Raw genomic sequence first — 15,471 nt, 5'->3', positions numbered from 1 at the left:
TAGAGACTCCAGACTGGGAAAAGCAGAGTCATCCAACAGGGTTGAAAAGAATCGTGCGCATTGGACTATTTGATGCTATACTACGGAACGATCTACTACGCTTTTCGGACTTCGCCAACAGCGAGAATCCTGTTTTTGGAGGGGACAGGTTCCTCACTATTGGACGAAGCAAATAAAGGCTCGCAAAAGCGGGCCTTTATTTTTTGCCATTTTGCAGGCTGAGACTTAATCCGCAGAGCAGAGTGTATGCCCGATTTGTGATGCATCAAGGGCCATCGCCAGAGCCGCCTGCCACCCTTGCCCGGCGAATGCCGCAAACCTAAATACTAAAGCTCGCGGCGCGCCTCGAGTGCGCGACCGAGCGTCACCTCGTCGGCAAATTCCAGGTCACCGCCAACGGGCAAACCGCTAGCCAAGCGCGTCACCTTCACGCCCAAAGGCTTGATCAGGCGCGCAAGATACGACGCCGTTGTCTCCCCCTCGACATTGGGGTTCGTCGCGAGCACCACTTCCCGCACGTCCTCGCTGCCCAAGCGCGCCATCAGCTCCGCGACATGCAGATCATCAGGACCTACGCCCTCGAGAGGCGAAAGCGCGCCCCCAAGCACGTGGTACACGCCGCTGAAAACGCCTGTGCGCTCGATGGGCGGAATGTCGCGCGGCTCGCTCACCACGCAGATGACGCCGCCATCGCGCTTAGTCGACGCGCAAATCTCGCAGACATCGCCCTCGGCGTAGTTGAAGCACCGCGCGCAAAAATGCACGGTGTCTTTCACCTCGATTATCGACTGCGCCAAACGCAGCGCCGTGGCGCGATCGGTGTTCAAGATCCAATACGCCATGCGCTGCGCTGATTTCGGCCCGACACCGGGAAGGCGCTCGAGCTCATCGAGGAGTTTTTGAATCGCTGGTGCGGAATTCACGAAAAGCGCCTACATCAAACCCGGGATGTTGATGCCGCCGGTGGCAGCGTTCATGCGTGCCGCCGCCATATCGGAAACGCCGCGAAGCGCCTCGTTGACCGCAGCGATCACCATGTCTTCAAGCATCTCGACATCTTCGGGATCGACGGCTTCAGGGTCGATCGCGATGGATTTGATCGTGTTGTCACCGAGAGCCGTAACCTTCACCATGCCACCGCCAGCCGTGGCCTCGAACGACATCGTCTTTACTTCTTCCTGGGCTTTTGCAAGCTCGGCCTGCATCTTCTGCGCTTGCTTCATCATGGCACCCATGTTGCCCATGCCACCGCCGGGGAATCCGCCTCGTTTCGCCATTTTTCCTCCTGGTCTTGTCTTTCATATCGATACCCGCGCAAAGCTACGCTCCGCGGGGTGAAAACCCGCCTTACGCGCCGGGTTATTCTCTCATTTCTTCGACGCGAGCGCCCTCGAAACCTCCTGCGGCGAGCAAAGCCGCCAGGTCATCGGAAGACTCGAATCCGTCTGACACAGGTTCGCCGTTCGGTCCGGTCGCGTCGATCGAAGCCGACGTGTTCGCATCGGTCGGCTCGGGGGGCAGTCCTGCCGCCGAGGTCCGCGCCGCCGCCTCGCGCGCCATTTGGTTGAAATCAGGCGTAGAAGAAGCCTGCCGGGACGAACGGGACGCCTCCCGCTTCGCGGAAGGAGAAGCGGGTGCCTCGAAGGATGCAGGGGCATCGCCGACAAAGGCGTCCGCATCGTCATAGGGAACCGGCTCGTCGTAGGGGGCATCGCCGTATGCATCGAGCGGAACGGGGTCAGGCTCGGGAACGAACGCTCCCGTATTTCCCCCACCCCGCATCTGCGGTTCGCGAGTCGTCGCCCTCGCTTGGCGCGCGCCCGCCCGCCGATCAGGCTGCTGCGCGGAAGCGCCCGCGCCTCTTGCAGAGGCCGCCGCGGCTTCGCGCTCGCGGACGGCGCGCAAGGCAGCAGCGGCGTTCTCGCGAGCAGCGCTTGGCCGTTGGTCCCGCGACGCCTGGGGTTGCATCTGCTGGGCCTGCTGCGCCGAAGTCGCCCGAGCCGCCGCTGCGACCTGGGAAGACGAGGAGCTCACCCCTTGCGAAGGGCCCTTCGAGAACGCGAAGGGAATCACCGAGCCGCACGACTGCGCGAGCGCCGCGGACACGGCATCTTGCACATCGGGCTTCTGCACGGCGTTGAACGCAAAGGAATTCTCCGCTGGGAACTCGATGACGAGCATGCCGCGCCCCTCATCGAGCACAGCCTTGGTGTTCAGGAACAACACGCCGTAAGCCGCCTTGCTCTTCTTGAGTGACGCGATGGCGGAACTCCAGATGCGCTGCAGCGCCGCCTCGTTGCGAAGCGTGTCCACGAGATTCCCGGAAAGCGCGCCGCCCGTTGCAGCCCCGCCGAAAGCCGCATTGCCCACGGCGGCCGCATCGGAAGTTGCAATCGTCGCCGAGTCGACATCTCCTCGAGGCTGCGACCCGGTTGTCGGCAGGGAGGAACTACCCGATGACGCGCGATCGGCCGACGATCGAGCATCCCGACGCGCAGAAGCCATCTCGCTCGAAGCCGGCGTTTCAGCCGCCTGACCTCGTGCGTTACCGAAATCGGGCGAGACGCCGGCCGCGCCTCCGCGAGCGGCAGCGCCCTCGCGAGCAGATACATTCTCACGAGCAGCCGCGCCCTCGTGAGCGATCATCCCCCCGCGGGCAGCAGCACCCTCGCGCTCGCCAACGCCCGACGCGCGCATCGTCCCATTCGACGGCGCGGCGGATGCAGCGGAAGCAGACGGAGCGCCAACCACATGCGAACAGGCAGAATATCCCGAATCGAGCGCTTCGATGCGCTCGGCGAGCGCCTCAAGCGTCAAGTCGCTGTCGGGCCGCACCATACGCGTAAGCGCAATCTCAAACGAAAGGCGAGGGTTGGTGGACGTCTTCAACTCGGCGGACAAATCGCCCAGCACTCCGAGCAGACGAGCCAGGCGGTCGGGGCCGAAAAGCGGCAGCTCACCCGTGAGCTCGCGCCGCTCGGATTCCGACACTTCGAGTGCCACATCGGCCCCCGCAAGCGAAAGCACGTACAGGTTGCGTACGTGCTCAGCCATGTCGGAAACAAATCGAGCCAGATCAGCGCCCGTTTCGACATATTGCGCCGTCCAATTGAAGCACGCAGCGGCATCGCGAGTGCCAACCGCGTGCATAATCTCTGACATCTCGCTCGAGTCGAGCGACCCGAGCATCGATTCAGCGCCCGCGAGCGTCACCTTCCCCTCGCCGAACGCGATAATCTGCTCCAGCGAGGTGAGCGCGTTGCGAAGCCCGCCCTCCGCACGATGCGCGATCAGATCCAGCGCCTCGCCCTCGAACTCGACCCCTTCGGACACGCACACGGCGCCCAGGCGAGCGACCATAGCCTCCGCGGAGATGCGGCGGAAATCGAACCGCTGGCAGCGGGAATGAATGGTCTCGGGAACCTTCTGAGGGTCGGTCGTCGCCAGGATGAACACGACGTGGCTCGGCGGTTCCTCGAGCGTCTTCAGCAACGCATTAAACGCCGCCACCGAAAGCATATGGACCTCGTCGATGATGTAGACCTTGTAGCGCCCACGCGTCGGCGCGAACTGCACGCGATTGATGATCTCCTCGCGAACGTTGTCAACGCCAGTGCGGCTTGCCGCGTCGAGCTCGTAGACATCAGGATGCTCGCCCGCCGCGATGAGCTCACAGTCCTCGCAGGTACCATCGGGATCGGCCGTCGGGCCCTTCTCGCATAAAAGCGCCTTCGCGAGCAGGCGGGCAGTCGTTGTCTTACCCGTGCCGCGCGGACCGCAAAACAGGTATGCATGACTGACTTTGTCCTGCTCAATGGCGTTTTTGATGGTGCGCTCGATATGCTCTTGGCCCACCACGTCTTCAAACGTTTGCGGGCGGTATTTGCGGTATAAGGCTTCCGACATCGCGTAGGTCCTTCGCATTCGTGTGCGGCGCTCGCGGCGCCTTGTGCATTCCGCCCTATTATAGAAGAAGCGCCCGGGGTTGCCGGACGCTTCTGAAAGAGTTCGCCGTATTGATAGAAGCTCGCTCGCTAGCTTTTCATCGAGCCGACATTGCGCGGATAGCCGAGCGACACTACTTCGCGTGCCGGGCGCTCTTCTCCTTGTTGCCCTTCTTCGAGCTCACCGCCGCCTTGACCGCGCCGATGACCGCGGGGGCCACCGACACCGCAACAATGCCCAAAACGATGACCTCGAAGTGATCTTGAACAAGCGGGATGCCGCCGAAGAAGTATCCCACAAGCACGAACAAACTCACCCACGAGATGCCGCCGACCGCGTTGAACAAGGTGAACTTGCCGAAATTCATGTGGCCAGTGCCGGCAATGAACGGCGCGAACGTGCGGAAGAACGGCATGAAACGCGTGATCACGATGGTCAGCCCGCCGTAACGAGCAAAGAAGTGATCGAGCTTCGCCATGCGCTCGGGCGTGAGCGCTTTGATCTTCCCCGAATCGATGATGCGCTTGCCGAAGAAGCGGGCGATCCAGTAGTTGGATGTGTTTCCCAAGATGGCGGCAACGTAGAACACGATAAGCGTCGCCCACAGGTGCAAGCCGCCCCCGTCTGCCGAGAAGACGCCTGCCGCAAACAGAAGCGAGTCGCCCGGCAAAAACGGGAAGAACACGAGACCCGTCTCCACGAACACAATCAGGAACAACGGCGTGTACACCCATGCAGCACCCAGCGTCACGATCCACCCCGCAATCGCCGAGCGTGGATCCGAGAGCAGGCTGACGAAGAAGTTGATGATATCCATAGCGTCCTTACGCGAAGAGGCCCATGCAGCAAGCAAGCGGCTCACGGCCGCCTGCAAGATAGAGCATTCTGAATAGGACAGGGCGCTCGTCAGAGGCCCCTTATGGCTGCTTCCTCCCGGACCTGACCAGGTTCGGAACATGTCGCCGCCCCGCCCCATTCAGAATGCTCAGCTTAAATTGTTCCACAGTATACGCGAGTTTGCCCATCACGAGCAGGCCATAAACTAAATGCACATACGACTGGCGATGGGCGCGGCAAAAGCGCGCGAATCGAAAGGCCCGAAAACGCCTACTCCTTCGAACCCTCCTGCGCCACGGCCCGCACGACACCATCCAGACCGCTGTGGACGAGCGAGTGGGTTATCTGAGCAATATCCTCAAGGGGAATCTCGGAATCATCCATAATCCAGCGGCGAATCACCGCCACAAGCCCCGCGGCGAAGTACGACACGCAGAAATCCAGGTAGGGGCCCATCTTCTTCAAACCGAGCGTGTCCTGCTCGATGAGCGACGCGGTAAGCGACGAATCCAGCTTCTTCAAAACCAAATCGTAGGGTGCATGCGAAGCCACGCGTTTCGCGCTTTTCAGGTCGGGCGCCAATCCCAGCGAAAGCTGCTCGAACAATGCGACCACGTTCTCGCCATCATCGCTGTTCTCGAGAGAATCCAGGCACGTGCGCACAATGCGGTCGGCCTCCTCCTGCACGATCTCGTCGATCAAGTCCTCGACCGATTGGTAGTGCAGATAGAACGTCTTGCGATCGATGTCCGCCTCGCGCGCGATCGCGGTAATCGTGATCTTGCGGTATTCCGTCTCCTGCATAAGGTGCAAAAACGCCGTGCGAATCGCCTTTCGCGTGCGAACAACGCGGCGATCGGGCGTCGTGCGTCCCTCACCCTCGGTGGGCTCTTGGCAAGATCCGCCCTCTTCAGCAGCCTGAATGTCGCTCGCCTTCTTCTTCCCCGCGTTACCCATGGCGAATCCCCCTCATACAACTGGACATCTGTTTCACTTCTGCAGTTTTTACCACAAACGTTGCATATTTGTCACTTGTATTTCGTCTTTACCGCATTATAATCGCCCTAATAGAGTTATTCCACACTTGTTGAATAATTTTACGGGAGGTATGAAATCATGAAAGCAACCGACCAAATCAAACGAGCCGCCCTCAACAAAACCATCGATTATCTGCTCGAGGACCCCGCACGAAACGTCGAGAAGATCATGGACATGATCGACAAAGTCGCACCCGACGACGTGTTCCCCACCCAGCGCGCGGCCTTCCATGGCGCCATCGATGACGAATCGAACTGGTATCAGCTCATCATGAAGATTCTCATCGACACGAATCCCCAGGTCAGAGATCGCCTTCTGAAAACATTTATCGTGGATGCGAACATGCTTGCCTGGCCAAAGCAAGAGGCAATGCGCGAGCAGTACCACTGCAACATCCCCTGGGCCATCCTGCTCGATCCGACGAGCGCCTGCAATCTGCGCTGCACCGGATGCTGGGCGGCGGAATACGGCCATAAGCAGAACCTCACCTACGAGGAAATCGATTCCATCATCAACCAGGGCGTCAAGCTGGGCACCCACGTTTTCATCTACACCGGCGGCGAACCACTCGTACGCAAGCACGACCTCATCAACCTGTGCGAGGCCCATCCCGACTGCGCGTTCCTGTCGTTCACCAACGCGACGCTCATCGACGAGGAGTTTGTGGCCGACATGATCCGCGTGGCGAATTTCGTGCCCGCTATCAGCGTGGAGGGCTTCGAGGAGGCAACCGACGCCCGCCGCGGCGAAGGAACGTACGCCAAGGTGTCCCATGCCATGGAGCTTTTGCGCCAAAACGGCCTGCCCTTCGGCGTGTCGTGCTGCTACACAAGCGCCAATGCAAGCTCCATCGCCAGCGAGGAGTTCTTCGACTGGCTCATCGAGAAGGGGGCGCTTTTCGCGTGGATCTTCACGTACATGCCCGTCGGCGTCGGATCGCCCACCTCGCTTATGGTTCATGCCGACCAGCGCGAGCACCTCTACCACTTCGTTCGCGAGATGCGCAACAAGAAGCCCCTGTTCACGCTTGACTTCCAGAATGACGGCGAATTCGTCGGCGGATGCATCGCAGGCGGGCGGCGCTACTTGCACATCAATGCCGCGGGCGACGTGGAACCGTGCGTGTTCGCCCACTACGCCAACGTCAATATCAGGGAAACGAGCCTGCTCGAAGCACTGCGCTCCCCCTTGTTCATGCAGTATTACGAGGGCCAGCCCTTCAATGACAACCTGCTCAAACCCTGCCCGATTTTGGAAAACGAGGGATTGCTCGCCGACATGGTCAAACGCGCCGACGCGCATTCCACCGACCTTCAGGAGAAGGAAAGCGCGGAGAGCCTCTGCGCGAAATGCCACGACTCCATCGCGGAGTGGACGCCTGTCGCCGATCGCCTTTGGAACGACGAGGGCGACCCGCTCTACGACAAACGCAAAAACGACCCCACGCAGGGCATGGCCGACACCGACATGCGTAAGCTCGCAGAGCAAGGCCGCCGCGAGCTGCCCGAATCACTCATGACGAAGCGGGAGCGCCGGGAATATCGCAAGCAGAACGAAGGCACGGCAAATGTCGCTTAATACCGCGAGGGTCCGCGCGTAGGGCGGCTTTCCAATTCCCCTTGAAAGCCGCCCCGGCAAGTGCTCACGCGCAGCGCGGCATGCAAAACGCCGCGCTGCGCGTGAGGCGTTCCGCAACCCCTTGCCCCATCGTTGCGGAATACGCGCTCGACGCTGCTCCCCAGGCAAGCCGCCAGGCGCACTTGACGCCACCCCTCGAGCGAACCGTCGAGCGCACCCGCCCGCTTCACGTTCCGAGCGGGCGCCTACCGAGGTCTACGCGAGGGACCTTAGGTGGTCGCTTGAGCGTTCGAGCTGCTCTTTGGCGGAGCGGATTGCCGCGATATCCGCTTCTTCCAGCTTTTCGGTTTTCTTCGCAAGCAGCTTGCGAAGCGCATTCGAATCGGCCTTGACCTGCTTCTTCTCTTCCTTTTCCAGCTGCTTGCCAGACTTTGCGAGCGCCGCGTCAACCTCTTGGACCAAGCGCGCCGCCTCGGCGTGCACCTCCATCGCATCGCGACGCGTCGCATCCTGCGCAGCATAGGTCTCCGCATCGCGAATGGCGCGATCGATTTCCTCGTCGGACATGCGGCCTGACTCATCGATCGTGATCGACTGCTCCTTGCCCGTTCCCTTGTCCTTCGCGGAAACCGTGAGGATGCCGTTCGCGTCGATGTCGAACGTGACCTCGATCTGGGGAACTCCCGCAGGGGCGCGCTTGATGCCCTTCAGGCGGAACTTGCCGATCGACTTGTTGTCGCGCGCCATCGGGCGCTCGCCCTGAAGCACGTTGATTTCCACGCTCGTTTGGAATGCCGCCGCCGTCGTGAAGATCTGCGAGTAATGCACGGGAAGCGTCGTGTTGCGCTCCACGATGCGCGTCGCCACGCCGCCGACGGTTTCAAGGGAGAGGGAAAGCGGCGTCACGTCGAGCAACAGGATGGAATTCGCCTTCACAAGCCCCGTCGATGACCCGGCAAGCGTTGCTCCCTGGATGGCCGCACCCACAGCGACGCACTCATCAGGGTTGATCGAGGACGAGGGCTCCTTCCCCGTAAGGGCACGAACTTTCTCCTGAACGGCGGGGATGCGCGTCGAACCGCCAACGAGCAGCACGCTTCCCAGCTCGGAGGCGGCGATGCCCGCATCGTTGAGCGCTTGGGACACGGGGCCTTCGGTTCGCTCGACCAAGTCGGCAGTCATGCGATTGAATTCCGAGCGCGTGATTTGCGCCTCCAGGTGAAGCGGGCCAGATGCGCCTTGCGCCAAAAACGGCAGGTTCACGCGCGCCGTCTCCATGGAAGAGAGCTCCTCTTTCGCCTGACGCGCCGCCTCACGCACGCGCTGAGCCGCAGCGGAATCGCGGCCCGCGTCAACGCCCGTCTCGCGCTTGAAAACGCCGAACAGGTAATCGGCGACGCGCTCGTCGAAATCGTCGCCGCCCAGATGGTTATCGCCCGCGGTCGCAAGCACCTCGATCACGCCCTCGCCGATCTCGATGATCGACACGTCGAAAGTGCCGCCGCCCAGGTCGTAAACCATCACCTTCTGCGGCTCACCGTTATCGAGGCCATACGCGAGCGCCGCGCTCGTCGGCTCGTTGATAATACGCAGCACGTCGAGCCCCGCAATGCGACCCGCATCCTTCGTTGCCTGGCGCTGCATGTCGTTGAAGTAAGCGGGGACGGTGATGACCGCCTGCGTGACCTCCTGACCGAGGAACGCCTCGGCATCGCTGCGCAGTTTGCGCAGGATCATGGCGGAAATCTCCTGCGGCGTGAAGTGCTTGCCGTCGATATTCGCACGCCAGTCGGTACCCATATGGCGCTTCACCGAAGCAATGGTGCGATCGGGGTTGATAGCCGCCTGTCGACAAGCCGTCGCACCGACGAGGCGCTCGCCATCTTTCGTGAAGGCGACGACGCTCGGCGTTGTGCGAGAGCCCTCGGCGTTGTGGATGATGGCCGGCTTGCCGCCCTCGACCACCGCGGCACAACTGTTCGTCGTGCCCAAGTCAATCCCGATAGTTGCCATATCAGTCTCCTTCCGAGAGAACCAGTTGAAAGTTGCAGGTCACGGCAGGGTTAAAAAACGAGGACCCGATGAGTGCAACTTAAAATCCCATGAACCCGAAGCGCATGAACTGCTGCAGGCACAGCTGGAGCATGCAGCAACCACAACACAATGTCGTAGGGTCGATCGAGGAGATGGTGAACCCGCGCGTCTGTTGCTCCTGCGTGTAGGACTGCCCTGCGCTTTGGAACGTGCGGTATGCGCGCCGGTAGTCAACATTGTTCGGGTCCATACGAACGGCGCGGCGTATCTGGTCAAGCGCCATCACCGTGTTGCCCGCGCCGTTGTTCGCGAGCGCCGAGAGATAGTACCACCGAGCGTTGCGACCGCCGCTTGTAACCGTGGCCAGGATGTCCGCCGCGCGCTTGCACTGCGCCGCGTCCCCTGAGTTGATCAGGTCGATTGCCGCGCGGAATTCCGCCGGGTCGCCCGCATTCGCCTCGGGATGAATCGACCCTGACGCCGCAGAGGCACCATAGCCGAAAAGGTCGTCGAAATCGAAACCGAAGCCGCCCGCCCAGCCGTACGGGCCGCCGGAGGTATAGGGATTCCCCTGCTGCCCACCGCCATACGAGCCGCCGCCATACGAGCCGCCGCCAGACGCACCGCCGAAGGGGTTTGCTCCCCCGTACCCCGCATAACCCGATGCGCCTTGCGACGAAGCGCCGCCAGCAGCCCCGCCCGAAGCCGCCGAGGCCCGACGATCCGCCGCAGCGTACTTCTCGGGATTCATGATGCGATCATACGCCTCGTTGATCTCGTTCATCCGCTCGGCGGCGTTCGGGTCATCGGGGTTGAGGTCGGGGTGGTTCTCGCGCGCCTTTCTGCGATACGCCTTCTTCACCTCGTCTTGCGAGGCATCTCGCGATACGCCGAGCACGCTATACGGGTCCATTGCCATTGCGTTCCTTATTCGCCGTCATCGCCTTCGGCAGCCTTCGATGCCGATGGCGTCGTTTCACTATCATGGGCAGCATCACCGAATTTGCCGCAATACTGCCCCCAAATTCCTGCGTATATCACGTTGCGAAGGATGTGAATGTCCTGCTCAAGCGGCAGACGTTCGAACGATTGCGCCACTTGAGCGGCAATCGAGCGAAGCCCTTCCGAAACGTCTTCGGGAGTCACACCCGCCGCAATAAGCGGATTATAGCTGCCCGTCTTCTCGTCCTCGTCGAAATCCATGACCGCATCCATGAGGTACACGAACTTGCCAAGCCATGCACCCATCCGACGCAGCTCATCCGCCCAAAAGTCATCTCGATACGAGAACGCGCACCCTAAAATCACGCCGAATCGATTCGCTGCGGCATCAAGGGAATCCTCTCCGCGCTGCTCGATTTCGCGAATTTCCCCCATCCCCGACTCGATGGCCCAGGCAACCTCGGGGCGCCTTGCCGAAGCAGCGCGATACGCCGACGAAAGCGCCTGCGCCATCGCGCGTCGGGAAACCTTGCGATCATCGTGCCAGTCGTCCATCAGCTTGTGATAGGCGAGCAGCACCGTCATATCGGCGGCGTATTCCGTGCATTCGCTCGTCGCAAACGGCTGCGCCTTGGTTGGATGCGCCCCGCATCGCGACGAATCCTCCTGCTCTGGTGGCTCGTACAGCGAATTCAGCAGAAGCGCCAGAAACGTCATATCGTAGGTGAGCGCAAGGCGGCACAGCTGGCCGTTTTGATCTTTCAGCGAATGGCAGACGCCGCAGTACACCCTGCGGTAACGGGCAACCTCCTCGGTCGAAAGCTGCTTCTCGTCTGCCATGATGTAGCCGAACATGCGCGCTAGGATTTCTTCATCGTCTCGGTTTTGCACTTCGGGCACACCACGCGAAGCGTACCCTTACCGCGCGGAACCGAAAGCTCTTGCCCACAGCCCTTGCACTTGAAGTACAGCGTGGTCTCGCGGTTCTCCCATTTCTTCCGCCCAAGCGAAAGCGCCCGACGAGGCTTCTCGGTAGCGTGGAGGAACGCCTCGTTCTCACGATCGCGCGCGGCGATGTTCTTCGAGTAAGTACGGAAGAGCGCATAGGCCAGAAATGCCATCGCAGGCCAGGTGAAAAGGCCCATATGGGGAAGCACCGACAGGACCAGGCAGACGATACCCGCCACAACCAGCGTGTTCGACAGTGAGTCCGCGCCGCGCCTTCCCTGCATGGCGCCCGCCAGCTTCCATTGCATCCGCTCGAGAAAACCCTTCATCTGAAATATGCACCCACCTTTGCCTGAATAGACGAAGCCCGCGCGAGATGCACGGGCTCCACATGTGCTCGGGACGCGAGTTAGAACGCCTCGAACTTGTTGAACAGGCTTAATGATACGAAAGAGTTGTGCAGATGCCGCGAAGGCGCAAGGCTGTCAACAAACTGTCACGAAGGATGCGCGAGCATTCCATCAGATGGCGGCCTCTCTACACCACCTGGAACAGGAAGAACTTCAGATAGTCCGTTTCAGGAGCGCCCCACAGGATCGGGTGGTCAGGCGCCTGCTGACGCTCCTCGATCTGGCGCAGCTGCACGCCAGCGTCCTGCGCGGCGTAGGACACAACACGGCGGAACCGCTCCGTGTCCATGAAATGGCTGCAGCTGCACGTGGCAAGATAACCGCCGCGCGGCAGCAGCTTCATCGCGCGATAATTGATTTCCTTGTAGCCACGCGCCGCCGAATCGATGGTCTTGCGGCTTTTCGTGAACGCCGGCGGATCGAGCACGATGAAGTCATAGGTGCGATCATGCGCCGCCTCAAGCTGTGGAAGCAGGTCGAAGACGTTCGCCGCCGTGAAGTCCATCTTTCCGTCAAGCCCATTGAGCTGGGCATTCTTGCGTGCTTGCCCAACGGCGAGCTCGGAGATGTCAACCGCATTCACGTACTCGGCCCCACCATGGGCAGCATTCAAGGCAAAGCTGCCCGTATGCGTGAAACAATCGAGAACGCGCCTTCCCGCTGCAAGCTGCGCGACTGCGCGCCGGTTGTACTTCTGATCGAGGAAGAAGCCCGTCTTCTGTCCGTTCTCGAAATCGACCTCGTATCGAACGCCATTCTCCACGATTTGCGTCGTCGTGGGGCCGAACGCCTCCGCCTCGGGTCGGCTCGGGTCGATCGGATCAAGCGAGCGCTCCTCGCCTTCTGCGGCACCCTCAAACCAACCCGCAGTTTGGGCAAGCCCCTCGAGTGCACGGGTCGAGGCGTCATTGCGCTCGTAGAGGCCGCGAATCATGATGCCGTCTTCCGCGAGCACTTCAAGCAGCGCGGGGAAAATCATCGGCTTCAGACGCTCCATCCCCACCGAAAGCGTTTCAGCAACGAGGACATCGTCGAAGCGGTCGACAACAAGGCCAGGGAACCCGTCAGCTTCGGAGAACAAGACGCGACACGCGCCCGCATCAGCGCCCATCACCGTTTTCCGGTAATCCCAAGCCCACTGCGCCTTCCGCTTCCAAAACGCACGGTCGAAGCGATCGTTCGCATTGCGGGTGATGAGGCGAATACGGATCTTGCTCTTCTCGGACAGCAAGCCCGAGCCCAGGTACGACCCTTTGCGGCTCACAACGTCGACGATCGAGCCGTTAGGAACCTCAGCTTTGCCTGGCGCCGGCTCAAGCGAGACGACCTCAGCCTCGTACACCCAAGGATGCCCCTTCTCCAAAGCATGCTCGCCCTTCGGCGTGATCGTTGCACGCGGATATGGCCTCGGAGTTTTCATAAGGGTCCTTTCGAGAGTGAAAGTGCGAATCGAGATGAGATGAGGAGAAATCGCCAATCAGCAATTATATCGATGCAGGGAAACCGCCAAAGTCAGCGAGGACCGCTCTCGTGCCCGGAATTGCCCCACCCCTCGACCAAGCGTATAACGGTTACGCGCCGAGTCGAGCACAAGGGGCAAATGAAAATCCCAGGTGAAACACAAGTCAGCGAGGGCCCGCCAGGCGAGTTCAGATGGCGCGAAAGGTTGAGGAAGCGTACTTTGGTACGCGACGAAACCTTGGAGCGCCAGCTGGACCGCCCGACGGGCCCGCAGCGTCGACAGGTCGGGTTTGCCGTCAGGCAAATCCGAACCTAAAGAAGTCGCAGGTTGACTTCCTTGAGCTGACGTCCAGTAACCTCGTTCGGCGCGCCCGTCATCGGATCGGATGCACTCGAAGTCTTCGGGAAGGCGATAACGTCACGGATGGACTGCTTGCCAGCCAGCAGCATGACCAGGCGATCAAGGCCGAGGGCAATGCCGCCATGGGGCGGAGCGCCAAGCTCGAGCGCGTGGATCAAGTGGCCGAACTTCTCTTCCATCTGCTCGTCTTCCACACCAAGGCGGCGAAGAACGCGCTTCTGCAGTTCAGCATTGTGAATACGGATAGAGCCGCCGCCCATCTCGAAGCCATCCATGACGATGTCATAGCTATAGCTCGAGCACGCAAGCGGATCAGTTTCAATCTTGTCCCAATCCTGTTCAGGAATCATCGTGAACGGATGATGCTCGGCAGCGTATTTCTTCTCCTCCGCATCGTAGCGGAACATCGGAAAGTCGACGATCCACAAAAGCGCGTGACCGTTGCGCTCGATACCCAACGCTTCAGCCATATGCAGGCGCAGCGCGGAGAGCACAGCACCCGCCGTGTCGAAGGTGTCCGCCGCAAACAAAAGCAGGTCGCCCGGCTCAACGCCCGCAGCTTCCTTGATGGCGTTGTGAGTTTCCTCGCCGAGGAACTTGATGATGGGGCTCTTGCCCACAAGGTCGGTGTCGGCATCGGTATAGGCAATCCAAGCCATACCCTTTGCACCGTTTGCCGCAGCAATATCAGCAAGCTTCTCGATCTCACCGCGCGACCAGTTGCCAGCAGACTTCGCATTAATGCACTTCACCACACCACCGTTGGCAGCAGCGCCGGTGAACACCTTGAAGTTACAGCCCTTGACGAGGTCGGTAAGGTCGACGAGCTCCATGCCGAAACGGACGTCGGGGCGATCGCATCCGAAGCGGTCCATCGCCTCTTTCCAGGGCATACGCTGAAGAGGGAACTCATGCTCGACGCCAGCAGCACCGAGAACCTCCTGGAAAACACCCTCCATAAGATCCATCACATCGTTTTCCTCAACAAACGACATCTCGATGTCGACCTGCGTGAACTCAGGCTGGCGATCGGCGCGCAAGTCCTCGTCGCGGAAACAACGGGCAATCTGGTAATAACGCTCGATGCCGCCAACCATGAGCATCTGCTTGAACTGCTGCGGAGACTGCGGCAAAGCATAGAACTTGCCCGGGTTCGGACGAGAAGGCACGAGATAGTCGCGCGCGCCCTCGGGCGTAGAGTTCGCAAGAATCGGGGTTTCGACCTCAAGGAAGCCACGTTCGTTGAGCGCCTGGCGCATCGCCTGCGCAACCTTATGGCGAAGCAAGAGGTTCGCATACATCTCAGGACGGCGAAGATCGAGATAACGCCACTTCATACGGGTGGTTTCGTCTGTTTCGATGCCGTCTTCGATAGAAAAAGGAGGAGTGACAGAAGTATTGAGGACCTTAACGGAATTTGCAAGAACCTCGATTTCGCCAGTAGCCATGTTCGGGTTCTCGGCGCCCTCGCCACGAGCGCGCACGCGACCAGAGATCTTAAGGACATACTCGCGGCCAAGATGCTCCGCGATATGGAATTCTTCCTCGGTCACACAGTCAGGATCGACCACGACCTGAGTGTAGCCCTCGCGGTCACGAAGGTCGCAGAAAATCAGTCCGCCGTGATCGCGATTATGCCAGGCCCAGCCAGTAAGCACAACCTCACGACCCACGTCGCCCTTGCGCAGCTCGCCGCACGTTGCGGTGTGCATGCAAAATTCGTTCTTGAAGTCCGTCATTGAAAAAGCTCCTCGATACGTGCTATCAAACCCACAAAATGGGAATGTGACTCAAACTGGATTATTGTACTTCACGAAAAGAAGAAGCGAGAGAAAGAGACGGCGTCTCCACCGTAAATGCCCGACAGCGGGCGGGAAGGGCGCGCGAGCGGCCGGGCGCGGGCGGGCGCCCCCTCGC

At 60.5% G+C, this 15,471-nt stretch carries 12 protein-coding genes and 1 other RNA gene; 1 reads left to right on the top strand and 12 read right to left on the bottom strand.

Annotation, left to right across the window (positions count from 1 at the left end; genetic code table 11):
* Positions 1-326 precede the first annotated feature (326 nt).
* The 6 genes from recR to Q0G85_RS03985 form a co-directional block, all read right to left on the bottom strand.
* The gene (gene recR / locus Q0G85_RS04010; protein WP_297154951.1) at positions 327-923 is read right to left on the bottom strand and encodes a recombination mediator RecR; all 597 of its coding nucleotides are present in this window, start codon (positions 921-923) and stop codon (positions 327-329) included.
* Between the two features lie 9 nt (positions 924-932).
* Positions 933-1,277, bottom strand: a complete 345-nt coding sequence (locus Q0G85_RS04005) for a YbaB/EbfC family nucleoid-associated protein (protein WP_297154949.1) — start codon at positions 1,275-1,277, stop codon at positions 933-935.
* Between the two features lie 82 nt (positions 1,278-1,359).
* Positions 1,360-3,906, bottom strand: coding sequence for a DNA polymerase III subunit gamma/tau (gene dnaX / locus Q0G85_RS04000; RefSeq protein ID WP_297154947.1), 2,547 nt, complete (start codon positions 3,904-3,906; stop codon positions 1,360-1,362).
* Between the two features lie 172 nt (positions 3,907-4,078).
* Complete coding sequence (locus Q0G85_RS03995) at positions 4,079-4,762, bottom strand: VTT domain-containing protein (protein ID WP_297154945.1); 684 nt, start codon at positions 4,760-4,762, stop codon at positions 4,079-4,081.
* 66 nt (positions 4,763-4,828) lie between these two features.
* Positions 4,829-4,924, bottom strand: an RNA gene (gene ffs / locus Q0G85_RS03990) — signal recognition particle sRNA small type.
* Between the two features lie 128 nt (positions 4,925-5,052).
* A complete protein-coding gene (locus Q0G85_RS03985) occupies positions 5,053-5,739 on the bottom strand; it encodes a TetR/AcrR family transcriptional regulator (RefSeq protein WP_297154943.1) in 687 nt (228 codons plus the stop codon).
* Between the two features lie 159 nt (positions 5,740-5,898).
* Between Q0G85_RS03985 and Q0G85_RS03980 the strand changes: the two genes are divergently transcribed.
* Positions 5,899-7,398 carry a radical SAM protein gene (locus tag Q0G85_RS03980; RefSeq protein ID WP_297154941.1) on the top strand — a complete coding sequence of 500 codons (1,500 nt, stop codon included), beginning with the start codon at positions 5,899-5,901 and terminating at the stop codon, positions 7,396-7,398.
* Positions 7,399-7,653: 255 nt separating this feature from the next.
* Here Q0G85_RS03980 and dnaK read toward each other — a convergent pair whose 3' ends face one another.
* The 6 genes from dnaK to aspS form a co-directional block, all read right to left on the bottom strand.
* The gene (dnaK, locus tag Q0G85_RS03975) at positions 7,654-9,411 is read right to left on the bottom strand and encodes a molecular chaperone DnaK (RefSeq protein ID WP_297154939.1); all 1,758 of its coding nucleotides are present in this window, start codon (positions 9,409-9,411) and stop codon (positions 7,654-7,656) included.
* Positions 9,412-9,490: 79 nt separating this feature from the next.
* Entirely contained in the window at positions 9,491-10,345 is an 855-nt protein-coding gene (locus Q0G85_RS03970) for a DnaJ domain-containing protein (protein ID WP_297154937.1), read from the bottom strand.
* Between the two features lie 14 nt (positions 10,346-10,359).
* Positions 10,360-11,229: a DUF5685 family protein gene (locus tag Q0G85_RS03965; RefSeq protein ID WP_297154935.1), complete on the bottom strand. Its 870-nt coding sequence runs from the start codon at positions 11,227-11,229 to the stop codon at positions 10,360-10,362.
* A gap of 5 nt (positions 11,230-11,234) precedes the next feature.
* A complete protein-coding gene (locus Q0G85_RS03960) occupies positions 11,235-11,651 on the bottom strand; it encodes a hypothetical protein (RefSeq protein ID WP_297154933.1) in 417 nt (138 codons plus the stop codon).
* Positions 11,652-11,859: 208 nt separating this feature from the next.
* Positions 11,860-13,152 carry a class I SAM-dependent rRNA methyltransferase gene (locus Q0G85_RS03955; protein ID WP_297154931.1) on the bottom strand — a complete coding sequence of 431 codons (1,293 nt, stop codon included), beginning with the start codon at positions 13,150-13,152 and terminating at the stop codon, positions 11,860-11,862.
* Between the two features lie 353 nt (positions 13,153-13,505).
* Complete coding sequence (aspS, locus tag Q0G85_RS03950; RefSeq protein WP_297154930.1) at positions 13,506-15,293, bottom strand: aspartate--tRNA ligase; 1,788 nt, start codon at positions 15,291-15,293, stop codon at positions 13,506-13,508.
* Positions 15,294-15,471 lie beyond the last annotated feature (178 nt).

It is taken from the genome of uncultured Ellagibacter sp. (assembly GCF_934617235.1).
Lineage (GTDB): Bacteria > Actinomycetota > Coriobacteriia > Coriobacteriales > Eggerthellaceae > Ellagibacter.
The sequence above is the reverse complement of the archived record's forward strand: the minus strand, read 5'-3'. Positions and strand labels throughout refer to the sequence as shown.